The organism is Azospirillum sp. UENF 211521 (genome assembly GCF_058780535.1).
The window spans coordinates 1,239,306-1,260,218 of the sequence record NZ_JBSNCF010000001.1 but is presented as its reverse complement, the minus strand read 5'-3'; the positions used below and the strand labels follow the sequence as shown (position 1 = coordinate 1,260,218).

Genomic DNA, 20,913 nt, shown 5'->3' with positions numbered 1-20,913 from the left:
TCAGCGGCCTCCGGAGACGTTGAGAAGGGCGCCGGTCACATAGGACGCGGCGTCGGACAGCAGCCACAGCACGGTTTCGGCGACCTCGTCCGCCGTCCCGGCGCGCCCGGCGGGCGGGATCAAGGCGGGGTTGTCGAGCCGGTTGCCGATGCCGGGGATGATCTGGATGTCGGTGTCGATCAGGCCGGGCCGCACGCAGTTCACGCGGATGCCCTCCTTCGCCACCTCGCGGGCGAGGCCGACGGTCAGGCTGTCCACCGCGCCCTTGCTGGCCGCGTAGCCCACATACTCGTTGGGCGAGCCCAGCACGGCGGCGATGGAGCCGATGTTGACGATGCCGCCGCCTTTCCCGCCGTGGCGGGTGGACATCCGGCGCACCGCCTCCCGCGCGCAGAGCACGGCGCCGGTCACGTTGATGTCCAGCATGCGGCGCAGGTCGTCCGGCGCGGCCTCGTCGAGCCGTCCGTAGGGGCCGATGATGCCGGCGTTGTTGACCAGGCCGGCGGTGGGGCCAAAGCGGTCCTCCGCCGCGTCGAACAGAGCGCGGATGTCGTCTTCGCGGGCGGCGTCGCCCTTCACCGCCTGGGCCTGCCCGCCGGTCTCGCGGATCGCCACCAGCGTGGTCTCGGCTGCCGCCGCGTTGCCGATGTAGGAGAAGGTGACGGCGTAGCCGCGCTGCGCGGCCATGCGGGCGACCGCCGCCCCGATGCCCCGGCCGCCCCCAGTGACAACCAGGGATTTGTGTGTCGATGACATGGTTTCTCAGCTCTCCTGCGGGTTGCCGGCCAGCCGGTCAAAAATCCGGGCAAGCGCGCCGTCGCCCTTACGCCCCAGCCCGACCGCGGCGGCCATGGTGAAGAGTTGCAGGGCGGAGGCGGCCAGCGGGGTCGGCACGGTCATCCGCCGCGCGGCGTCCATTACGTTGCCCAGGTCCGCCCCGACGATGCCCAGCGGCCGTTGCGACGGGATGTGGAAGGGGCCAGCGGCGAGGATCTCGGCCAACCGCTGCGGATCGACCCCGGCGCGCACGCCGAAGGCCGTGGCCTCCGCCACCGCGGCGGCGTGGATGCCGGTCAGCATCTGCTCCACCGCCTTCACGGCGGAGCCCTGCCCGTGCTCGGTGCCGACGCGGTGCAGCGTGCCCGACGCGGCGGCGATCAGATCGGCCGCCCGCGCGAAGGCGTCCTCGGGGCCGGAGGCCATCACCACCATGCGCCCCTCCGCCGCCCGCACCGGGCCGCCGCCGACCGGCGCGTCGAGCATCAGCAGGTCCCGCTCGGCGAGGCGGCGGCCGATGGCGGCGGCCATGTCCGGCGGGACGCTGGTGGACAGGACGACCACGCCGCCCTTCGGCAGGGTGCCGGCCACGCCCTCGGCGCCGAACAGCACCTCCTCCGCCTGCTCCGCCGTGGCGACCAGGACGATGACACGGTCCACCCGGCGCCCGACGTCGGCGGGCGATCCCGCGGCCTCCCCGCCATGCGTGACGAGACTCATGCATTTGGCGGCGTCGAGGTCGCAGCCGACGACCCGGAAGCCGGCGCGGAGCAGCGACAGCGCCACCCCCATGCCCATGGAGCCGAGCCCGACGACGCCCGCGCTGCGGGCCGGTTCCAACGCGTCGCTCATGATCCCCCCTTGCGGGTTTGCCCGCCTCTCATGGCCCTCGGTGGAGGCCGTTGCCCCGGAGTGTCGGGGGTTGGGGCGGCGACCGTCAAGCCGTTGCACAAGGTCCGGCGGTCAGCCGACCTGAGCATGGGGAGCCGCCAGATGCGCGATGCCCTCCAGATAGCGCCCCCCGTCGTAGAGCAGCCCGAGCGGCTGGTAACGCTCCAACTTGTCCGTGCCGGTCAGGTGCAGCAGGTCGATCGCCGTGTGGGGGTAGACGGGCGAGCGCCACAGCCCGTCCGCGCCGCGCATGGGCGTGGCCATGTTGCACATCCAATTGGCCGTCGCCGGCAGCAGCAGCGTGGTCCTCACCTGGAACATCACGATGTTGAGGACGATCTGTTCGCACAGGAAATGAAAGGTGGTCCGCGTCGCGTCGCGCAGGCTGTCCCGGAACAGGTCCCAATGGGGCGCGTCGTGGCGGAGCCCGTAGAAGCCCAGATTGTAATAGGGCAGCGAACCGGCCAGAGCGGCGATCTCCTCGCCGAAGAAGCGCGTAATCAGCTTGGCGCGCTCCGCCACGGACTGGGCGTTGGCGGTGTGCGAGGCCAGGAAGGGATAGGCCGCGTCGGCCTCCGGGACGATCACGGCGCGCCCGCCGCGCACCCCCTCGACCGCGGCGTCCAACGCGGTGGAACTCTGAACCCAGATGTTGGCGTCCAGATGCAGGTAGCATTGGAAACCGGGAAAGTAGTCGCGCAGGAACGGGCGGCAGAGCATCGCCTTCCAGAAGGGAATCTGCCGGTCCAATTGCGCCACCAGTTGCGGGTGCGGCCAGACAACCAGATCGTCCCGCACCGGCGCGATGCGGTCGCAGAGCGGCGCCACATGGTCGCGCTGCGCGGCGGTCAGCCCGACATCGATCAGACAGACCCGGTAGCGCCGGTGGTCCAGCGGGCGCAGCGACAGCAGAAGCCCGACCAGAAGCTCGAACACGCCACGATCGGCGCAGATGACGACGGCGGTCTCGGCCTCGAACGGCAAGGTTTCCATGGAACGCGCCGACCTCAGTTGCACCCGGCGCACCATAGCGATGGCGCTGCGCGAAGACCAGAACCGGAACGCCAAAAATCAGGGCGCCGAATTCACGCCCGGATCCGCTTCGGCACACGCAGCAGCACCCAAAGCACCAGCAGATGCGCCGCCATCCAGGCCAGCGCCGCCGCGGGCATCAGCAGGTCCGGCGCCGTGCTGGCCGCGGCGACGCGCAGCGCGGCGGCCAGCCCGACCAGGGCTATGGCGGCGGTGGCGGGCCGGGGAAAGTCCGGCGGCAGCGCCTCGCGCTGCAGGGTCGCGCGCACCATCATCGAAGCCGCCAGCGTGCCGAGCCCGCCCGCCCCGATGACGTGCCAGCCCGCCCCGCCGGCCAGCGGGGCCAGCCGCTCCATCCCAAGGAACAGCCAGCCAAGCCCGAGCCAGCCGTAGCCCAGATGCAGGCTCCACAGGTCGGGACGCTTCAGCACGGCACCGGTCCGCCAGCGCGCCAGACGCGCCCAGGCGGTCACTCCGGCCAGCGCCGCGCCCGCCGCCCCGATCCAGGCCGGCGGACCGCTCGTCGCTCCGGCGGCCACGGTCAGGGCGGCCAGCACCGCCCCGGCGACGCCGGCCCATTCCAGGCGCGGCTGCACCCGCTCGACCAGCGTCCCGCCCTGCTTGCGGACCTCTCCCGCCGTGGCCGACGGGATGATGCGCCCGCCCATCACCAGCATCAGGATGCCGACGAGATGAAGCGCGAACAGGGCGCCCGTCCGCCCGCCGTCGCCGCCCCACCAGACCAGCGCCTCGGCCAGAGCGAAGGCGCCGATCACCGGGCCGAACAGCAGGTTATGGCCGCTCTTGGCGGCGCGCAGGAAAGGCACGCCGGCGATCACGAACAGCGCCACCGGATAGGCCAGCGCCAGCGGCGCCGCGATCTCCGGCGACAGGCCGGCCAGCACCGCCAGCCGCCCGGCCAGCCACGCGGCGAAGGCGACGCCCAGCGCCGTCCCGGACGGCCGCGTCAGCAGGAAGCCGCCGACCACCGCCAGCGCATAGCCCATCAGCATCTCGTGCGCGTGGAGCGCCGGGGTCCAGCCGATGCCGAGCCAGCCGACATAGCCGGCCACCCACAGGGGCACGCTGAGCGCCCCATAGAGCGCGGCGGCGGGGAAGAACAGGCGGTGCCCCCACGGACGCTGCGGCGGGGGCGGGACGAAGCCGCTCATGCCGCGACGACGGCTTTCGGGATGGCTGGGCGCAGATGCTCCTCACCCCAGGCCTTCAGCGCCAGGATGATCGGCTCCAGGCTCCGCCCGCGCGGCGACAGGCTGTATTCGACACGCGGCGGCACCTCCGCGTAGACGGTGCGGACCAGCAGCCCGTCCGCCTCCAACTCGCGGAGCTGGGTGGTCAGCATGCGCTGGGTGACGTTCGGCACGCGGCGGCGGATCTCGTTGAAGCGCAGCGTGCCGGCCAGCAGATGGTAGAGGATCAGCCCCTTCCACTTGCCGCCGATGATGGCGAGGACACCCTCCACCGGGCAGCCCGGCGAGCAGTCCAGGTTGGCGTGGGGAACACGGGCCATGACGGTATCCTTTTCGACACTATGTGCGTTTCATGTGCATTCTTGCGCCCCAGTGCTGCAAGGCGCAAGTCTGTCGGCAGAGCACACCACGCCGCAACAAGCATAAGGACTTGAGGCCATGCGCGCCGTCGCCTTCACCCAATCCCTGCCCATCGACGCCCCCGACGCCCTGATCGATGTCGAGCGGCCCCGCCCCGGGCCCCAGGGCCGCGACCTGCTGGTCAAGATCGAGGCCGTCTCGGTCAACCCCGTGGACACCAAGGTCCGCCGCAACATGCCGCCGGCACCGGGCGCCATGAAGGTGCTGGGCTGGGACGCCGCCGGCACCGTGGTCGCCGCCGGGCCGCAGGCCACCCTGTTCAAGCCGGGCGACGCCGTCTTCTACGCCGGGGCCATCGATCGCGACGGCACCAACGCCGAGTTCCATCTGGTGGACGAGCGCATCGTCGGGCCGAAGCCCGCCAGCCTCGACTTCGCCCAGGCCGCCGCTCTGCCGCTGACCAGCATCACCGCGTGGGAGGCCATGTTCGACCGGCTGGACGTGCGGCGCCCGGTGCCGGGGGCGGCGAACGCCATCCTGATCGTCGGCGGGGCCGGCGGCGTCGGTTCCATCGCCATCCAGCTCGCCCGGCAACTGACCGACCTGACGGTCATCGCCACCGCCTCCCGCGAGGAGACGCAGGCTTGGTGCCGGGACCTGGGCGCCCACCATGTCGTCGACCACCGCAAGCCGCTGGCCGCCCAGGTGGAGGCGTTGGGCATCGGCGCCCCGGCCTTCGTCTTCTCGACCAACGACACCGGCGCCCACCTGCCGGAGATCGCTACCCTGATCGCCCCGCAGGGCCGCGTCGCGCTGATCGACGATCCGGCGGGGCTGGACGTCATGGTGCTGAAGCGCAAGAGCGTGTCGCTGCATTGGGAGTTCATGTTCACCCGGCCCGTGTTCGGCACCGCCGACATCGACGCCCAGCACGTTCTGCTCAGCGAGGTGTCGCGCCTCGTCGACGCCGGCACCGTCCGCACGACGCTGGCCGAGACGTTCGGCACCATCAACGCCGCCAACCTGACGCGCGCCCACGCCCTGCTGGAAAGCGGGCGGGCCAAGGGCAAGATCGTGCTGGCCGGCTTCTGAACCGCGCCTTGCCTTTTGGGCGGGGGACGGTCAGTCTCCCGCTCCAAGGGAGCGGAGCGGAGAAGCGCGCATGGTTGGGGTGAACGGGGGCAAAGGCCGGGCGCGGTCCGCCGCGGCGACCACGTCCTGGGCGGCGCCATGACCCGCCTGCGCATCCGCATCGACTTCGACACCGGCGGCTCGGTCGGGCCGGGCAAGATCATGCTGCTGGAGCGGATCCGGGAGACCGGTTCCATCTCCGCCGCCGCGCGGACGCTGGGCATGTCCTACCGCCGCGCCTGGCTGCTGGTCGACGACCTCAACCGCATCTTCGCCGAGCCGGTGGTCTCCGCCGCGGTAGGGGGCAAGCACGGCGGCGGAACCGCGCTGACCGCCTTCGGCGAACGGGTGATCGGGCATTACCGTGCCGTCGAGCGCGACGCCTTCGCCGCCGCCACCCCCCGGCTGGAGGCGCTGGAAGGGATGCTCAACGCCGACTACGGCGCGGGAAGCGACCCGGCGGACGACGGCAGCTTCTCCGGCGATCCTGGGCTGAAGCCCGGCTGCAAGCCGGCCTAACGGTTCTTCCGGAACGGCGGAGCAATCGCCGTTGATTCCCCTCTCCCGCCCCGGGAGAGGGTGGCGCTGAAAGCGCCGGGTGAGGGTCGCACAAGGATTGAGGCACCGATTCTCGACGGCACCCTCACCCTTCCCACGCTTTGCGTGGGTCCCTTCCCTCTCCCGGGACGGGAGAGGGACCATCAAGCGGCTTGGCCCTGAACGGAACGGCGAGAGGGGTTGGGGCGGCGGGGGAGCCGTGGTATGGGAAGGCGGATTTTCCACCGCCCTTTCCCGCATCGCTCACGCCAAGGATTTCCGCCATGCGCCCGGTCAAGATCGCCCCGTCCATCCTCTCCGCCGATTTCGCCCGGCTGGGCGAGGAAGTGCGCGCCATCGATGCGGCGGGCGCCGACTACATCCACATCGACGTGATGGACGGCCATTTCGTCCCCAACATCACCATCGGCCCGGCGGTGGTGAAGGCGCTGCGCCCGCACACGGCGAAGCCCTTCGACGTGCATCTGATGATCGCCCCGGTGGATCCCTACATCGCCGCCTTTGCGGACGCCGGCGCCGACATCATCACCGTCCACGCGGAGGCCGGCGCCCACGTCCACCGCACCATCCAGCTCATCAAGTCGCTGGGCAAGAAGGCCGGCCTGTCGCTGAATCCGGCCACCCCGCTGGAGGCCGTCGACTATCTGCTCGAAGACCTCGACCTCATCCTGGTCATGACGGTCAACCCGGGCTTCGGCGGGCAGAGCTTCATCGCCAGCCAGCTTCCCAAGATCCATGAGTTGCGCCGCCGCATCGACGCGCTGGGCAAGCCCATCGACCTGCAAGTGGACGGCGGGATCAACGGCGAGACCGCGCGCATCGCCATCGAGGCTGGGGCCGACGTTCTGGTCGCCGGAACCGCCACCTTCACCGGCGGGCCGGACCGCTACGCCGCCAACATCCGCGCCTTGCGGAGCTGATTCCACCCCTAACCCTTCTCCCTCCCGGCCATGCTCCAGGTGGGTTTATCCGCAAGGGGATCCTCCTTCGGGCAGAACCAAACGCCGTTTTGGGCGTTATGGCTGCGTGGGATCGAGGACACCGATACTGGAGGGAGAGAGGTTATGGGTATTCTGTGGACGATCATCATCGGCTTCCTGGCCGGCATCGTCGCGAAGTTCCTGATGCCGGGCCGTGATCCGGGCGGCTTCATCATCACCACGCTGCTCGGCATCGCGGGTGCCTTCGTCGCCACCTATCTGGGCGAGGCCGTGGGCTGGTACCGGGCGGGCGAAGGGGCCGGCTTCATCGGCGCCATCGTCGGGGCCATCATCATCCTGGCCATCTACCGCATGATCGCCGGGCGCCGCACCACCGTCTGACCGGCGGAAACACGGCAACGCACATGCAAAGGGCGGCCCGACGGGGCCGCCCTTTTCGCATGTCCGAACCGAACCTCGGGCTACGCCAGCGCCGCTTGCGCCACCTATGCCAACGCCACCGGGCTCGGCATGAAGACCGCGCGGGAGATGGCTGCCTGGATCGCCTCGTTGGTGAAAGGCTTGCGGACGATCTGGCCGAGATGGCGGGCGTCCGCCTCCTCCAGGTCGCCGTCGAAGGCCGTGACAAAAATCGTCCGCATGGCGCGCTTCTGGCGCAGCCGGCGGGCGACCTCCACCCCGCTGCCGCCGTCGGCCAGCCGGACGTCGAGCAGAGCCAGCGTCGGCTTCTCGGCCTCCAGCAGTTCCAGGGCCTCCTGCTCGTTGTTGGCGGTGCCGCAGACGACGTGGCCCATGTCGGTGACCAGCGAACCGATCTCCATCGCCAGGATCGGGTTGTCCTCGACCACCAGCACCCGCTGGGTCAGGGCGTTGCGCACCTTGTCGCGGGCGATGGTCAGCCGTTCGTGGGCCTCCGGCGCGGGAACCTGCAGCACCTGGGCGGCCTCGGGGACCGTCAGCCCTTCCAGCGTAATCAGCAGATACATGCGCCGCTCGCCTTCCGGCAGGGACGCCAGCGCCCGTTCGATGGGGTGCGGCGACGGGGTCGGCTGCCCGTCCCCGTCCTCGTCGAACAGCAGATGCAGCAGGGCGTAGAGCGGTACCCGCACCCCGGCTTCCAGACCGAAGCGGGAGGGAGCCATCACGGCGACTTCGACGCAACGCGTCACGAGATCGTCACCGCGTTCGGTCGCTCCGGTCAGCGCACGCGCGTAGCGGCGCAGGTAAGGGAGATGATCGTAAAGCTGGCGTGCGTAGACTTGCATGACCCGTTCTTCCGCGCCGGTGGGTGGGTCCGTCCGGCCTTCGGCACCGAGGGGCGCTGGCCGGTCGGCTTGATTCATAACTTGTTAACACTCTGAAACACTATCACGCCCCCCAAGGAGGGCGAACCGAAAAAAAGGCCGAGTCCCCCTTCCTCCGTTGGCAGAGTCCGCATGGCCGATGCCGACCGGCAGATCTACCGCGCCTGCTCACGCTGCTGGCGCGACCGCCATTGCCAGGGCTTCTCCACCTGACCAGCCCACAGGCCCAGCCGGCGGCTCTGCGCGAAGGCTTCGCTGGAGGCGTAGGCCGGCGACAGGCTGCGGTAGGCGAAGGCCCAGCCGCGCGCCACCATGGCCGCCCCCAGATCGACGCCGAGCACCCGGCATTCGCCCAATTGCTGGCCGTTGCGGTCGCGTTCGGCGATGGTGCAGGTCACCTCCTGGTCCTTGATCAGGCTGGCCAGCACCGCGGTGGCGATGCGGAAGCAGTCCAACTCATGCCCGTAACGGTTCCGGCATTTCTGCCCGACGTCGGGGGCGTCGATCCCCATCAGGCGAACCGGCGCGCCCTTGATGGACAGCGTATCGCCCTCCATGGCGACACCCTGTCCTTTTAACGTTTCATTGGGGGTGTTGGCGACCTTGCCTTTGGTCGTCCCTCCCTGGGCATACGCCGTTCCGGTTGAGCCAATGAGAAGAATCGCCACCAAAGGAGCAAGCCACTCAGAACAGGGTCGGCGCGTCATCGGGCCAAGCATCATCGGGCGGTGCATCGTCCAAGGGAGCCGCGCACGCCTCATCGTCGTTGCGCACGTTGTTGACGCGCGGCCCCACCGGATGGGTCTCCAGCAGCGCGTCGGGCGCCGGCTTCAGAAGCCCTTCCAGCACCGGCAGCGGGGCGGCGGGGTCCAGCCACAGGTCCCAGTCCGTCTCGTCGAGGATCACCGGCATGCGATCGTGCAGCGGCTTCAGCACCGCGTTCGCCGTGGTGGTGACGATGGTCAGCGTCTCCAAGGGCTCCGCAAGGGCCGGGCCGCCCTTCGGACCGTTCCAGCGCTCCCACAGGCCGGCGAAGGCGAAGGGCGCGCGGTCGCGGCGGCGGATGGCATAGCCCTGCTTGCGCTTGCCCTCGGCCTTCCACTCATAGAATCCGTCCACCGGGACGAGGCAGCGCCGCTTGCGGAACGCCTCCCGGAAGGACGGCTTCTCGGCCAGCGTCTCCCCGCGCGCGTTGATCAGCCGCGCCCCGATGGACGGGTCGTCCGCCCAAAAAGGCACGAGGCCCCAACGCAGGGTGACCAGATGGCGCCCATCCTCCTCCCGCCGCACGGCGGGCACCGGCTGGGTGGGAGCCACGTTCCAGCGGGGCTGGAGGTTCGGCAGTTCGGGGAAGCCGAACAGCCGCTGAACCTCCGCGGCCGGCGTGGCGAGTATCATGCGTCCGCACATGGCCTAAGAATAGGTGGCCCGGAGCCCCCACGCCACCGCCGGCTTATGCCCAACCGAGGGTTTCCGCCGGCCAAGGCTCCGCCTATCTTCTCCGGGTGTCTCTCCACGCGATAGGAAAGCCCCGCCCCATGATGAAGTTCGGCATCGGCCAGCCGGTCCCCCGCACCGAAGACGCGCGCCTGCTGACCGGCGGCGGGCGCTACACCGACGACGTGTCGCTTCCTGGCCAGACCTTCGCGGTCTTCGTGCGCTCCCCCCACGCCCACGCCGACATCCGCGGAATCGACGCGGCGGAGGCGGCGCAGCAGCCGGGGGTGCTCGGCGTCTTCACCGTGGCCGACCTGGAGGCGGACGGCGTCCAGCCGATCCCCTGCGCCGCGGCGCTGACCCAGCGCGACGGCTCCCCCTACGTCGCCCCGCCCCGTCCGGCGCTGGCCAAGGGACGCGTGCGCCATGTCGGCGATCCGGTCGCCGTGGTGGTGGCCGAAACGCTGGACGCCGCCCGCGACGCGGCGGAGCTGGTGATGGTCGATTACGACAACCGGCCCGCCATCGCCGGCACGGCGGAGGCTCTGGAGGCGGGCCGCCCGCAGGTGTGGGACGAGGCGCCGGGCAACCTCTGCTTCGACTGGGAGCAGGGCGAGGAGGCGGCGGTGGAGTCGGCGATTGCCAAGGCCGCCCGCGTGGTGGAGTTGGAGATCGTCAACAACCGCGTCGTCGCCAACCCGATGGAGGGCCGCGCCTGCCTCGCCGCGGTGGAGGCGGAGACCGGACGGCTGGTCATCTACGTCACCAGCCAGGGCGTGCACGGGCTGCGCAAGCAGTTCGCCCAGCTCTTCGGCCTGCCGGAGGAGAAATTCCGCGTCGTCACCACCGACGTCGGCGGCGGCTTCGGCATGAAGCTGTTCAACTACCCGGAATACATGGTCTGCCTGTTCGCCGCGCGCCGCCTGAACCGGCCGGTGAAATGGGCGGCGGAGCGGACCGAGGGCTTCCTCAGCGACGACCACGGGCGTGACCATGTCAGCCGCGCCCGGCTGGCGCTGGACGGCGACGGGCGCTTCCTCGGGTTGCGGGTGGACACGGTCGCCAATCTGGGGGCCTACCTGTCGAACTACGGCCCCTTCATCCCGACCGACGCCGGATCGGCGATGCTCGTCGGCTCCTACACCACCCCGGCGGTCTATGTGCGGGTGAAGGGCGTCTTCACCAACACCCAGCCGGTGGACGCCTACCGCGGCGCCGGCCGGCCGGAGGCGGCCTATCTGCTGGAGCGGCTGATCGACCATGCCGGGCGCGTCACCGGCCTCGGCCCGGCGGAGATCCGGCGGCGCAACTTCATCCCGCCCGCCGCCATGCCCTACGCCACGCCGATGGGCCAGACCTACGACACCGGCGAGTTCGAGCAGAATCTGCGCGACGGGCTGGAGCTGTCCGACCACGCCGGCCTGCCCGCCCGCAAGGTGGCGGCAAAGGCGCGCGGGAAGCTGCGCGGGGCGGGCATCGCCACCTACATCGAGGCCTGCGCGGGCGGCGGTGCGGAGCAGGCCACCGTGCAGGTCAACGGCGACGGACGCATCGTCCTGATGATCGGCACCCAGACCAACGGCCAGGGCCACGAGACCGCCTACAAGCAGATCATCGCCGACCGGCTGGGCGTCCCGCCGGAGGATGTGGAGGTCGTGCAGGGCGACACCGACCGCGTGTCCTGGGGGGCCGGCACCGGCGGCTCACGCTCGGTCCCGGTGGGCGGAGCGGCCCTGGCCGAGGGTGCCGCGCGTGTGGTGACCAAGGCGACCGAAGTCGCCGCCGACCTGCTGGAGACCGCCGCGGTGGACGTTGAGTTCGTCGAGGGCCGCTTCAGCGTCGTCGGCACCGACCGGAGCGTCTCCTTCAAGGAGGTGGCCGCCAAGGCCGCTGCGCAAGGCCCCATCGCCTTCACCGAGGTGGCCCGCTGGACCCCGCCGGCCAACACATTCCCCAACGGCTGCCACGTTGCGGAGGTCGAGGTCGATCCCGACACCGGGGTGGTCGAGGTCGTCGCTTACACCGTGGTCGACGATTTCGGAACGGTGGTGAACCCGCTGCTGGTCATGGGTCAGGTCCATGGCGGCGTCGCCCAGGGCATCGGGCAGGCGCTTCAGGAACGGGTGGTGTTCGACCCGGACAGCGGGCAGCTGCTCAGCGGCTCCTTCATGGACTACCAGATGCCGCGCGCGGTGGACGTGCCGGACATCCGCATCAAGCTGAACTGCGTGCCCAGCACCACCAACGCGCTGGGCATGAAGGGCGCCGGCGAGGCCGGGGCCATCGGCGCGCCGCCCGCGGTCATCAACGCTCTGGTGGACGCGCTGTCGGAGTATGGAATCGACCACATCGACATGCCGGCGACCCCGCTGTCCGTATGGACCGCGATCCAGACGCATAGTAAAGCCGCTGCGGAATGACGAAGAACGGAGTAACGACGTCATAGGCCCTATTTCCAGACCCGATGTCACAGCTTGCGTTGAATAAATTTGAGACAATATAGGTGCTATAATGAATTAACATAGAATCACCCCAAGAGAGAAACGGGCATGACGGCGGAGCGTATCAGGGGCGGCGGGTGCGGCGGGCAGTGCACCGAGGGTTTGGGGTTCGATTTCACCATGGCCTTCCAGCCGATTGTCGATGTTGGCGGCGGCGGGCGGCCCTGGGCGCACGAGGCGCTGGTGCGCGGCCTCGACGGCCAGGGTGCCGGTTGGGTGCTGAGCCAAGTAACCGAGGCCAACCGCTACGCCTTCGACCAGGCCTGCCGGGTCAAGGCCATCGAGCTGGCCGCCAGCCTGGGCATGGGCCAGCAGCCCGACACCCGGCTGTCGATCAACTTCCTGCCCAACGCCGTCTATCAGCCCGAAGCCTGCATCCGCGCCACGCTCGCCGCCGCCAGGCGCACCGGCTTCCCGCCGGAGCGCATCATCTTCGAGGTGACGGAGAACGAGCGGGTCGTCGACGGCGCCCATCTGAAGTCGATCTTCACCGAATACAAGCGCCAGGGCTTCCACACCGCCATCGACGATTTCGGGTCGGGCTATTCCGGTTTGAACCTGCTCGCCGAGTTCCAGCCGGACATCATCAAGCTGGACATGGAGCTGACCCGCTCCATCGACACCGACCGAGCCCGCCGCAGCATCGTCAGCGCCATCCTCACCGTGTGCCGCGATCTCGGCATCACCCCGGTGGCGGAGGGCATCGAAACGCCCGGCGAGGCGACGGCGCTGCGCGACCTGGGCATCACGCTGATGCAGGGCTACCTGTTCGCCCGCCCGGCGGTGGAGACGCTGGTGGTGCCCACCATGGAATTTGCGCCGGCGTTGGCCTGAGCGGGCTAGAGCATCCGTGGGCGGCGCACCGCCCGCGGCCGGGGGGCCGCGTAACGCCCCCTTTGCTCGGTCGCGAGGGTCAGCGCCTCGTGAGCGATCAGGCGGCGGTAGTCACCGTCCACCCGCGAGAACATGGCAAAGGCGAACTTGACCGCGTCCGGGGTCGGGCTGGTGGCGGCCTCGCGGAGCGCGTTGCGCAGCATGCGCAGCTCCAGCACGCCTTTGACGCAGATGCGCTCGACCGCCTGAGCCAGGATGTCGATCGAACACAGGGACGCCTCGTCGTCGAGTCGGTACTGCACCCGTCCCCCGCCAGGAAGAACCGTCACGGACCGGCGCGGTTCTAGCTTGAGCGGGGCGGGAACGCCAGCGTTTCGGTGAGGCGGTGGTGTGGGGAGTGGTTGAGACGGGCCCCCACCCAACCCTCCCCCGCTTCGCAGGGGAGGGCTTAACTCCTCCCCCTGCGTCAGCGGGGGGAGGCCGGGAGGGGGGCTATACGCGCGCCCCCTTCCCTCACCGCCCCGGCGGACGGATGCGCCAGATCGCCGCCGGGTTCTGCTGCGGGTCCAGCCAGACATGCTGGAACTTGCCGATCCAGGTGAAGCGCTGGCCGGTGAACAAATCCTCCACCTGGACATGCGCGCCGTCGTCCAACCCCAGTTCCCACAGCGGAACCTCGATGGTGCCGCCATGGCCGTTGTGCGGGTCGAGGTTCACCGCGATCAGGATGACGTTGTCCTTGCTCTCGGTCATCTTGCCGTAGAGCAGGATGTTGTCGTCGTAGGCGTTGTAGAACTTCAGGTTCGTGAATGTGTGGAGTGCCGGGTTCTCCGCGCGGATCTTGTTCAGCCGCGTCACGTAGTCGACGATGTTGCCGGGCTTGTCCCAATCCCAGTGCCGGATCTCGTATTTTTCGGAGTGGTTGTACTCCTCCTTGCCCGGATAGGGGTCGGCTTCGCAGACGAAATACGGAGCGTAGAGGCCGTAGACGCCCGACAAGGTCCCGGCCAGCACGGCGCGCATCATGTGGGCGGGCCGCCCGCCATGGACCAGGATCGGCGGCAGGATGTCCGGCGTGTTGGCGAAGAAGTTGGGCTGCATGTAGTCCTTGGACTCGCCCTGGGTCAGCTCCGTCAGATACTCGGTCAGTTCCGCCTTGGTGTTGCGCCACGTGAAGTAGCTGTAGGACTGGGTGAAACCGATCTTCGCCAGCCGCCGCATCAGCTTGGGCCGGGTGAAGGCTTCGGCCAGGAACAGCGCGTCGGGGAAGCGGTCCTGCACCTCGCGGATCATCCATTCCCAGAAGGGGAAGGGCTTGGTGTGCGGGTTGTCGACGCGGAAGATGCGCACCCCCTCGTCGCACCAGAACAGCACCACGTCGCGCAGCGCGTACCACAGGTCCGGGTAGGACTCGCGGTAGAAGCTGACGTTGACGATGTCCTGGTACTTCTTCGGCGGGTTCTCGGCGTAGCGGATCGTGCCGTCGGGGCGCCAGTAGAACCACTGCGGGTGTGACTTGATCCAGGGATGGTCGGGAGAGCACTGGACGGCGAAGTCCAGCGCGATCTCGATGCCGTGGCGGCGCGCCTCCTTGACCAGCCGGCGGAAGCCCTCGAAGTCGCCGATCATCGGGTCGATGTCGGCGTGTCCGCCCTCCGAGGCGCCGATGGCGTAGGGCACGCCGGGGTCGTTCGGGCCGGGGTTCAGCGTGTTGTTGCGCCCCTTGCGGAAGCTGCGCCCGATCGGGTGGATCGGCGGGAAATACAGCACGTCGAAGCCCATGCCCCGGATGAAGGGCAGCATGTTGGACACGTCGTCGAAGGTGCCGGGCCGCGACGGGTCCGGCGAGGCCGAGCGCGGGAAGATCTCGAACCACGCGGAGTAGCGGGCCGCGGTGCGGTCCACATAGACCTCCAGGTCGCAGCCGTAGCGGGACAGATACTGCCGCTCGCCATACGTCGCCATGGCCTGCCGCGGCTCGTCCGACAGGGCGTAGGCGGTCAGTTCCGCCCCCTGCAGGCTGGTCATCCGCTCGACCACCCGCTCCAGCGCGGCGCGGCCCTCGCCCTCATTCAGCCCGACCGCGTGCTCGACGAAGCGGCGCCCCTCGATCAGTTCCAGACCGACGTCCAGCCCGGCGTCGTTCTTCTTCTTGAAGTCGGCGCGCCAGCTTTCCCAGACGTCGCGCCACGCCAGGATGCTGTACTGGTAGCGCGTGTTGCGGGTCAGCGGCAGCTTTCCCATCCAGCGGTCGTTGTCGACGAAGGTCATGGGCACCTCGCGCCACTCCTCCTCGTCGACCGGGCGGTGGGTGACGGCGGCGCCGAGGACGAAGGTGCCGTCGGTGTAGATGTCCGCCCACACCTCCATGACGTCGCCGACCACCCGCTTGACCGGGAAACGCCCGCCGTCCAGCTCCGGATAGACGTTCTCGATGGTGACGCGGCGCGACGCCAGCTCATCCATCCAGGCGCGGGTGCCGGCGTCGTGCTCCGCCCCGCGCTCGCCCAGATGGTTCAGCTCGATGGGGCGGCTCTGCGCCGGGCGGGCGCGGAAGACGCGCATCTCCAGCGGGCGCAGGCGCAGGTCGCGACCCGGCTCGAAGGGCAGCGGCGGCGCCTCCGGAGTCACGTCCTCGAAGTCGGCGAAGCCGCCGCCGGTGCTGGCCAGCAGCGGTCCGGGGTCGATGGCGTGGGGCTGGGTCTCGTCGGGGTTGATGAGCAGGACGGAACAGCCCTCCCCGCTCCCGTTGGCCCAGCCGCTGGTCTCACGGATCAGCCCGATCACCGGGTTGTGCGGCGCGGTCACCCGCCGCTGTGGCCCTTCGACGTTCAGCGCCGGGCTGTCCGCCTTCATGGCGTTGACCGCCCCGATGAAGCCGGTCAGATCCAGCTTCGGCTGCTCCCAATCGTCCGGCGTCGTGTTCACCACGTCCAGCTTGCGGGTGAAGCCGTACTCGTAGCCCACCGGCATCATCACGCCGGTCGAGAAGGAGGCGGCGAACAGGTAATGCATCTTCAGCTGGGCGGCCAGCCGCTCGCTGTCCTGGCTGCCGACCTCCGCCGCCAGACGGTCGGTGTCGTGGCTCTCCGGGAAGGCGATGGACGGGGCGATCCAGCGGAACTCGTCATACTGGTCGAGCAGCCAGTCGGACTTGAAGTCCCACCATTTGGCGCTGTTGAACAGGAAGTCGAAGCCCGCCCCGCAGAGGTCGCGCACCTGCTCCACCGTGCAGCCCAGCGTCTCGGCGAAGAACTTGACCTCCGGATCGACCTCACGGGAGCGCTCGATCAGCGTCTTCCACACCTCCGCCGGGATCTGGTAGGCGGCGTCGCAGCGGAAGCCCTTCACGCCGAGCCCGATGTAATGGCGCAGGTACCGCGTCCAATAGTCGGTCAGCCCTACCCGGACCTCGGCCCGCTCGTAGTCGAGCATGGCGAGGTCGCCCCAGATGGTCACCCGCGACGGGTCCACCGGGTCGACGGCGCGCGGGCTGTACAGCTCGCCGTTGCCATCGCGCCGGTACCAGTCCGGATGCTCGCCGACCAGGATCGCGTCCTTGGCGGTGTGGTTGATGACGAGGTCGAGCATGACCGACTGGCCGTGCCGTCCCGCCTCGGCGATGAAGCCGCGCAGCAGCTCGTCCGGATGCTCCGGCGCGCCGCCCTGGATGCGATCGTGCAGCCGGTAATAGTCCTTCACGGCGTAGAGGCTGCCGGAGAAGCCGGGATAATGGATCGGGTTCAGGAACAGCCAGTCGAAGCCCATGCCCTGGATGCGGGGCAGATGCCCCGCCCAGTCGCGCATCGGGCCGACGAGCGTGGGAAACAGGTTGTAGATGCGCGGTCCGGCGGTGGCCATCGGGGACATCCTCCTGGTCGGCAGCGGCACGCCAGCCGGTCGCCGCTGGTTGACAAGCGTGGCGCCTCCCGTAAATCGTCCAGCAGACCGTCACCGGCCAAAGGGCGTCACCGGAAGGACCATCGCGAGGTTGCAACGCGCGCCCTGCGGGGCGCACGCGCTCAACCCCTGCGAAACGCGAAGGTTCCGAAACCTGACATTTGGGCCAGACATTTCGAAAGGTGCGTGCATGGGCAACGGAAACGGCAAGATCCGTCTCGACAAGCTCGATATGACGGCGGAGGGCATCGGCAGCAAGGACGACTACGAACGCCGCCTCGCCAAACTCCAGAAGGACCTGCTGCACATCCAACAGACCTACTGGCACGAGAAGCGCCGCGCCATCCTGGTGTTCGAGGGCTGGGACGCCGCCGGCAAGGGCGGCTGCATCCGCCGCCTGACCGAGCCGCTCGACCCCCGCGGCTTCCACGTCTGGCCGATCGGCGCTCCGGCGGCGGACGAGCAGGGCAAGCACTACCTCTACCGCTTCTGGACCAAGCTGCCCGCCCCCGGCACCTTCGCCATCTTCGACCGCTCCTGGTACGGCCGCGTGCTGGTGGAGCGGGTCGAGGGCTTCGCCGAAAAGGAGCAGTGGAAGCGCGCCTACGACGAGATCAATCAGTTCGAGAAGATGCTGACCGACGACGGGGCCCGCATCATCAAGATCTTCATGCACATTACCCCCGACGAACAGCTCAACCGCTTCCGCGAGCGGCTGAGCAATCCCTACAAGCGCTGGAAGCTGACCGAGGAGGACCTGCGCAACCGCGCCCGCTGGGACGACTACAGCAAGGCCATCGAGGCGATGTTCGAGAAGACCTCGACCGAGACGGCGCCCTGGCGGGTCGTCCCGGCCAACTCAAAATGGCACGCCCGCCTGAAGGTGATGGAGATCGTGACCGAGGCGCTGAGCCGCGGCGTCAACGTCGCACCGCCGCCCATCGACCTGACCGTCGCCCGGATCGCCGCGGAGGTTCTGGGCGTCCATCTGACCTTCGACGGTAATGGGAAGGACTGAAAACAGGCCCCACCCCCGGTCACTTCGTCGCGGTGTGTGCGCGGGCGGTTGCCTGATGCGCCGGCATCTCCTAGCGTTGGTTGGCGGGTAAAACAATAAGCAAGGGTGCGTTCGATGGACGAGGTCAAGACGGGTGCCGTGGCCGGGGCGGAGGAGAAGCCGCGGAAGAAGCGCAAGGCGCTGAAGCTGAAGGACCTCGGGCTCGGCGTTCCGGCCACCGGCGGCGAGGTGCTGCGCAACGCCAAGGAGGCCGCGGCCATCGAATCCCACTGGCGCGACCTCGGCGGCGGCAAGGGCGGCGGCAAGCCGGCGAAGGGCGGCAAGAAGATGAAGTACATCGACGAGCTGGCCCGGCTGCAGTTCGAGCTGATCAAGCTGCAGGAATGGGTGCGGGTCAACGGGCTGAAGGTCTGCGTGCTGTTCGAGGGGCGCGACGCCGCCGGCAAGGGCGGTGTCATCAAGCGCATCACCGAAAGCCTCAACCCCCGCGTCTGCCGGATCGTGGCGCTCGGCACACCGACCGAGAAGGAGCGCGGGCAATGGTACTTCCAGCGCTACGTGGCGCAGCTTCCCGCCAAGGGTGAGATCGTCCTGTTCGATCGCAGCTGGTACAACCGCGCCGGCGTCGAGCATGTCATGGGCTTCTGCACCGACGCGGAGTACCAGGAGTTCCTGCGTGCCTGCCCACTGTTCGAGGAGATGCTGGTCCAGTCGGGCATCATCCTGATCAAATACTGGTTCTCGGTCAGCGACGAGGAGCAGGAGAAGCGCTTCACCGAGCGGATGCGCAACCCGATCAAGCGCTGGAAGCTCAGCCCGATGGACCTCGAATCGCGCAAGCACTGGGTCGAGTACTCCAAGGCCAAGGACGCCATGCTGGAGCACACCGACAAGAAGCTGACGCCCTGGTACATCGTCGACGCCGACGACAAGAAGAAGGCCCGGCTGAACTGCATCAGCCACCTGCTGCAGCAGATCCCCTACCAGGACATCGCCCCGGTCGAGCTGGACCTGCCGCCGCGGCAGAGCGACGACGGCTACAAGCGGCCGAAGAAGTCGAAGCAGAACTGGGTCCCGGAGGTCTACTGACGAGGCCTCCTCCGTCAGCCGTCCCAACCCTCTCTCCTTTTCGGGGAGGGGGACCTTACGCGATGCTCCCGAAAGCGCGGCTTTCCGGAACGGCGTTCCCCCAACGCCGCCGTTCCCCCTTGCCCCCTTGCCCCTTGAACAGCTCGCTGCCACCCCCATTTACCATCCCTGTGGATGGTAGAAGGATGGCAACGGGATGTCCGCCAACGAACTCGATCCGAAGCCGAAGTCCGGGGACAGCGAAAAGATCACGATCAACCTCGGCTACATCGACCTCGGTCACATCGACCTGCTGGTGCAGGAAGGTTTCTATGCGAATCGCACGGACCTCATCCGCACCGCCATCCGCAACCAGATCGACCGGCATGGCGACGCCTTGCGACAGGCCGTGACGCGCAAGAGCGTCGACCTCGGCCTGCGCCACTACTCCCGCGACGACCTCGAAGCGGCGCGGGAGGCCGGACGGATGCTCCACATCCGCGTCCTCGGGCTGGCCACCATCGCCCGGGACGTCACCCCCGAACTTGCCCGCGCCACCATCGCCTCGGTCGCCGTGCTGGGGGCGCTGCACGCCAGCAGCGCCGTCAAGGCGGCTCTCGCCGACCGCATGGGCTAACGGCGCTGGCCGCCTTCCTGAAAGACGACGGACAGGGCTTTTTCCGCCTGCCTTGTCCGAGCCCGGAAAGCTTCCGACATGAACAACCGTGTCCCCACTGGAATGGCCGAGGCGCTGCGCCTCACCCAGGCCGGCGACCTCGCCGGGGCGACCGCTCACCTGCAACGCCTGTTGCGGGGTACCGCGCCGGTGCCGCCCGGCGCCGACCCAACCATCATCGATGTCGAGCCGGTCACGGTGAACGACACGCCGGACCCGGTGCCGCCGCACCGCGCCACGGCGTTCAAACCCGCCGGCGCGTTTGCCGGCCGCTTCCACCCCGGACCGCGGGCGGGCCTGGGCAAGACCCTGCGCGGCCTTGCCGCCGGGGTCCTGCCGACCGGTGCCGGTTTCGGGGGGAACGGCACCCTCCGTCCCGCCGCCGACCCGCTGCCGGACGGCGCCGCCTTCACGACGGCCTCTTTCACCAACAATGCCGGCACGCGCTCCTACAAGCTCTATGTCCCCGCCAACCGCGGTGACGGCCGGCCGCGTCCCCTGCTGGTGATGCTGCACGGCTGCACCCAATCGCCGGACGATTTCGCCGCCGGCACCCGCATGAACGCGCTGGCGGAGGAACATGGCTGTTCTGGTCGTCTACCCGGCACAGCCCTCCTCGGCCAACGCTCAGAAATGCTGGAACTGGTTCAACCCGCTCGACCAACGGCGCGGCGACGGAGAACCCTCGCTGATCGCGGGGATCACCCGGCAGGTCATGCGCGACCACGCCGTCGACGCGGACCGCGTCTTCGTCGCGGGCCTCTCGGCCGGCGGGGCGGCAGCGGTCATCATGGGGGCCGCCTACCCCGATCTCTACGCCGCCGTTGGGGTGCATTCCGGCCTCCCCCGGGGTGCCGCCTCCGACATTCCCTCCGCCTTCGTCGCCATGCGCCAGGGCGGGAGTCCGGCGGAACGGCAAGCCGGGCCCGCCGTGCCGACCATCGTCTTCCACGGCGACCGGGACACCACGGTTCACCCGCGCAATGGCGACGACGTCGCCGCGCAGTCCAGGATGGGGGCGGCGGGAGCGCGGGTTGCGGTGGAGCACGGTCAGGTGCCGGGCGGGCATGGCTACAGGCGCCACATCCACACCGACGCCGCCGGTCGTGCGCTGTGCGAGCAGTGGACGATCCGGGGCGCGGGGCACGCCTGGGCCGGCGGCAGCCCGTCCGGCTCCTACACCGACCCGCGCGGGCCGGACGCCTCGCGGGAGATGCTGCGCTTCTTCCTCGCGAACCCGCGGCGCCGGCCATCCGCGCCGTAACCGTCGCCGG

20 protein-coding genes and 1 pseudogene are annotated in these 20,913 nt (G+C 69.3%); 11 read left to right on the top strand and 10 right to left on the bottom strand.

The window, feature by feature from the left end; genetic code table 11:
* The 5 genes from ACWPN5_RS05825 to ACWPN5_RS05805 all read right to left on the bottom strand — a co-directional run bounded on the left by ACWPN5_RS05825 (position 1) and on the right by ACWPN5_RS05805 (position 4,231).
* On the bottom strand, positions 1 to 756 hold the full coding sequence (locus ACWPN5_RS05825; protein ID WP_186466101.1) for an SDR family oxidoreductase: 756 nt from the start codon (positions 754 to 756) through the stop codon (positions 1 to 3).
* Between the two features lie 6 nt (positions 757 to 762).
* On the bottom strand, positions 763 to 1,629 hold the full coding sequence (locus ACWPN5_RS05820; RefSeq protein WP_492294761.1) for an NAD(P)-dependent oxidoreductase: 867 nt from the start codon (positions 1,627 to 1,629) through the stop codon (positions 763 to 765).
* A gap of 111 nt (positions 1,630 to 1,740) precedes the next feature.
* Complete coding sequence (locus ACWPN5_RS05815) at positions 1,741 to 2,661, bottom strand: hypothetical protein (protein ID WP_492294759.1); 921 nt, start codon at positions 2,659 to 2,661, stop codon at positions 1,741 to 1,743.
* A 92-nt stretch (positions 2,662 to 2,753) separates the two neighbouring features.
* Positions 2,754 to 3,872 carry an NnrS family protein gene (locus tag ACWPN5_RS05810; RefSeq protein WP_492294757.1) on the bottom strand — a complete coding sequence of 373 codons (1,119 nt, stop codon included), beginning with the start codon at positions 3,870 to 3,872 and terminating at the stop codon, positions 2,754 to 2,756.
* Positions 3,869 to 4,231, bottom strand: coding sequence for a winged helix-turn-helix transcriptional regulator (locus tag ACWPN5_RS05805; RefSeq protein ID WP_145684667.1), 363 nt, complete (start codon positions 4,229 to 4,231; stop codon positions 3,869 to 3,871). Before ACWPN5_RS05805 ends, ACWPN5_RS05810 begins: the two co-directional genes overlap by 4 nt.
* Positions 4,232 to 4,349: 118 nt before the next feature.
* Between ACWPN5_RS05805 and ACWPN5_RS05800 the strand changes: the two genes are divergently transcribed.
* The 4 genes from ACWPN5_RS05800 to ACWPN5_RS05785 all read left to right on the top strand — a co-directional run bounded on the left by ACWPN5_RS05800 (position 4,350) and on the right by ACWPN5_RS05785 (position 7,282).
* Positions 4,350 to 5,363, top strand: a complete 1,014-nt coding sequence (locus ACWPN5_RS05800) for a zinc-binding alcohol dehydrogenase family protein (RefSeq protein ID WP_492294755.1) — start codon at positions 4,350 to 4,352, stop codon at positions 5,361 to 5,363.
* A gap of 138 nt (positions 5,364 to 5,501) precedes the next feature.
* The gene (locus ACWPN5_RS05795; protein ID WP_145684663.1) at positions 5,502 to 5,921 is read left to right on the top strand and encodes a winged helix-turn-helix domain-containing protein; all 420 of its coding nucleotides are present in this window, start codon (positions 5,502 to 5,504) and stop codon (positions 5,919 to 5,921) included.
* 302 nt (positions 5,922 to 6,223) lie between these two features.
* Complete coding sequence (gene rpe / locus ACWPN5_RS05790) at positions 6,224 to 6,880, top strand: ribulose-phosphate 3-epimerase (RefSeq protein ID WP_145684661.1); 657 nt, start codon at positions 6,224 to 6,226, stop codon at positions 6,878 to 6,880.
* Between the two features lie 144 nt (positions 6,881 to 7,024).
* Positions 7,025 to 7,282, top strand: a complete 258-nt coding sequence (locus ACWPN5_RS05785) for a GlsB/YeaQ/YmgE family stress response membrane protein (RefSeq protein WP_014240033.1) — start codon at positions 7,025 to 7,027, stop codon at positions 7,280 to 7,282.
* Positions 7,283 to 7,386: 104 nt separating this feature from the next.
* Here ACWPN5_RS05785 and ACWPN5_RS05780 read toward each other — a convergent pair whose 3' ends face one another.
* From ACWPN5_RS05780 to ACWPN5_RS05770, 3 genes are all read right to left on the bottom strand, one after another.
* Positions 7,387 to 8,166 (bottom strand): response regulator, encoded by a 780-nt coding sequence (locus tag ACWPN5_RS05780; protein ID WP_492294752.1) that lies wholly within the window; start codon positions 8,164 to 8,166, stop codon positions 7,387 to 7,389.
* 194 nt (positions 8,167 to 8,360) lie between these two features.
* On the bottom strand, positions 8,361 to 8,762 hold the full coding sequence (locus tag ACWPN5_RS05775) for a thermonuclease family protein (protein WP_038528531.1): 402 nt from the start codon (positions 8,760 to 8,762) through the stop codon (positions 8,361 to 8,363).
* Positions 8,763 to 8,889: 127 nt separating this feature from the next.
* On the bottom strand, positions 8,890 to 9,603 hold the full coding sequence (locus tag ACWPN5_RS05770; protein WP_492294750.1) for an SOS response-associated peptidase: 714 nt from the start codon (positions 9,601 to 9,603) through the stop codon (positions 8,890 to 8,892).
* A gap of 140 nt (positions 9,604 to 9,743) precedes the next feature.
* Between ACWPN5_RS05770 and ACWPN5_RS05765 the strand changes: the two genes are divergently transcribed.
* A complete protein-coding gene (locus ACWPN5_RS05765; RefSeq protein WP_492294748.1) occupies positions 9,744 to 12,062 on the top strand; it encodes a xanthine dehydrogenase family protein molybdopterin-binding subunit in 2,319 nt (772 codons plus the stop codon).
* A 129-nt stretch (positions 12,063 to 12,191) separates the two neighbouring features.
* Positions 12,192 to 12,977 (top strand): EAL domain-containing protein, encoded by a 786-nt coding sequence (locus tag ACWPN5_RS05760; protein ID WP_145684652.1) that lies wholly within the window; start codon positions 12,192 to 12,194, stop codon positions 12,975 to 12,977.
* 5 nt (positions 12,978 to 12,982) lie between these two features.
* On the opposite strand, the gene ACWPN5_RS05755 is transcribed toward ACWPN5_RS05760, so the two are convergent.
* Complete coding sequence (locus ACWPN5_RS05755) at positions 12,983 to 13,306, bottom strand: hypothetical protein (protein ID WP_137102712.1); 324 nt, start codon at positions 13,304 to 13,306, stop codon at positions 12,983 to 12,985.
* Between the two features lie 184 nt (positions 13,307 to 13,490).
* Entirely contained in the window at positions 13,491 to 16,838 is a 3,348-nt protein-coding gene (locus ACWPN5_RS05750) for a maltotransferase domain-containing protein (protein WP_492294746.1), read from the bottom strand.
* A gap of 229 nt (positions 16,839 to 17,067) precedes the next feature.
* On the opposite strand from ACWPN5_RS05750, the gene ACWPN5_RS05745 reads away from it, so the two are divergent.
* The 5 genes and pseudogenes from ACWPN5_RS05745 to ACWPN5_RS05725 all read left to right on the top strand — a co-directional run bounded on the left by ACWPN5_RS05745 (position 17,068) and on the right by ACWPN5_RS05725 (position 20,903).
* Complete coding sequence (locus tag ACWPN5_RS05745; RefSeq protein WP_492294744.1) at positions 17,068 to 17,895, top strand: polyphosphate kinase 2 family protein; 828 nt, start codon at positions 17,068 to 17,070, stop codon at positions 17,893 to 17,895.
* Positions 17,896 to 18,009: 114 nt separating this feature from the next.
* Positions 18,010 to 18,984 (top strand): polyphosphate kinase 2, encoded by a 975-nt coding sequence (gene ppk2, locus ACWPN5_RS05740; RefSeq protein WP_492294742.1) that lies wholly within the window; start codon positions 18,010 to 18,012, stop codon positions 18,982 to 18,984.
* Between the two features lie 196 nt (positions 18,985 to 19,180).
* Positions 19,181 to 19,600: a CopG family transcriptional regulator gene (locus tag ACWPN5_RS05735; protein WP_145684632.1), complete on the top strand. Its 420-nt coding sequence runs from the start codon at positions 19,181 to 19,183 to the stop codon at positions 19,598 to 19,600.
* Positions 19,601 to 19,678: 78 nt separating this feature from the next.
* Positions 19,679 to 20,170, top strand: a pseudogene (locus ACWPN5_RS05730) (extracellular catalytic domain type 1 short-chain-length polyhydroxyalkanoate depolymerase); the annotation flags it as partial.
* Between the two features lie 49 nt (positions 20,171 to 20,219).
* A complete protein-coding gene (locus tag ACWPN5_RS05725) occupies positions 20,220 to 20,903 on the top strand; it encodes an extracellular catalytic domain type 1 short-chain-length polyhydroxyalkanoate depolymerase (RefSeq protein WP_492294740.1) in 684 nt (227 codons plus the stop codon).
* The last annotated feature ends 10 nt before the right edge of the window (positions 20,904 to 20,913 follow it).

Excerpts from the sequence above, each read along its gene's own strand:
- ACWPN5_RS05760 (WP_145684652.1), top strand. The coding sequence starts at position 12,192 with ATGACGGCGGAGCGTATCAGGGGCGGCGGGTGCGGCGGGCAGTGCACC.
- ACWPN5_RS05800 (WP_492294755.1), top strand. The coding sequence starts at position 4,350 with ATGCGCGCCGTCGCCTTCACCCAATCCCTGCCCATCGACGCCCCCGAC.
- ACWPN5_RS05765 (WP_492294748.1), top strand. The coding sequence starts at position 9,744 with ATGATGAAGTTCGGCATCGGCCAGCCGGTCCCCCGCACCGAAGACGCG.
- ACWPN5_RS05780 (WP_492294752.1), bottom strand. The coding sequence starts at position 8,166 with ATGCAAGTCTACGCACGCCAGCTTTACGATCATCTCCCTTACCTGCGC.
- ACWPN5_RS05785 (WP_014240033.1), top strand. The coding sequence starts at position 7,025 with ATGGGTATTCTGTGGACGATCATCATCGGCTTCCTGGCCGGCATCGTC.
- rpe (WP_145684661.1), top strand. The coding sequence starts at position 6,224 with ATGCGCCCGGTCAAGATCGCCCCGTCCATCCTCTCCGCCGATTTCGCC.
- ACWPN5_RS05745 (WP_492294744.1), top strand. The coding sequence starts at position 17,068 with ATGGGCAACGGAAACGGCAAGATCCGTCTCGACAAGCTCGATATGACG.
- ACWPN5_RS05750 (WP_492294746.1), bottom strand. The coding sequence starts at position 16,838 with ATGGCCACCGCCGGACCGCGCATCTACAACCTGTTTCCCACGCTCGTC.
- ACWPN5_RS05825 (WP_186466101.1), bottom strand. The coding sequence starts at position 756 with ATGTCATCGACACACAAATCCCTGGTTGTCACTGGGGGCGGCCGGGGC.
- ACWPN5_RS05735 (WP_145684632.1), top strand. The coding sequence starts at position 19,181 with ATGTCCGCCAACGAACTCGATCCGAAGCCGAAGTCCGGGGACAGCGAA.
- ACWPN5_RS05810 (WP_492294757.1), bottom strand. The coding sequence starts at position 3,872 with ATGAGCGGCTTCGTCCCGCCCCCGCCGCAGCGTCCGTGGGGGCACCGC.
- ppk2 (WP_492294742.1), top strand. The coding sequence starts at position 18,010 with ATGGACGAGGTCAAGACGGGTGCCGTGGCCGGGGCGGAGGAGAAGCCG.
- ACWPN5_RS05820 (WP_492294761.1), bottom strand. The coding sequence starts at position 1,629 with ATGAGCGACGCGTTGGAACCGGCCCGCAGCGCGGGCGTCGTCGGGCTC.
- ACWPN5_RS05770 (WP_492294750.1), bottom strand. The coding sequence starts at position 9,603 with ATGATACTCGCCACGCCGGCCGCGGAGGTTCAGCGGCTGTTCGGCTTC.
- ACWPN5_RS05815 (WP_492294759.1), bottom strand. The coding sequence starts at position 2,661 with ATGGAAACCTTGCCGTTCGAGGCCGAGACCGCCGTCGTCATCTGCGCC.
- ACWPN5_RS05805 (WP_145684667.1), bottom strand. The coding sequence starts at position 4,231 with ATGGCCCGTGTTCCCCACGCCAACCTGGACTGCTCGCCGGGCTGCCCG.
- ACWPN5_RS05775 (WP_038528531.1), bottom strand. The coding sequence starts at position 8,762 with ATGGAGGGCGATACGCTGTCCATCAAGGGCGCGCCGGTTCGCCTGATG.
- ACWPN5_RS05725 (WP_492294740.1), top strand. The coding sequence starts at position 20,220 with ATGGCTGTTCTGGTCGTCTACCCGGCACAGCCCTCCTCGGCCAACGCT.
- ACWPN5_RS05795 (WP_145684663.1), top strand. The coding sequence starts at position 5,502 with ATGACCCGCCTGCGCATCCGCATCGACTTCGACACCGGCGGCTCGGTC.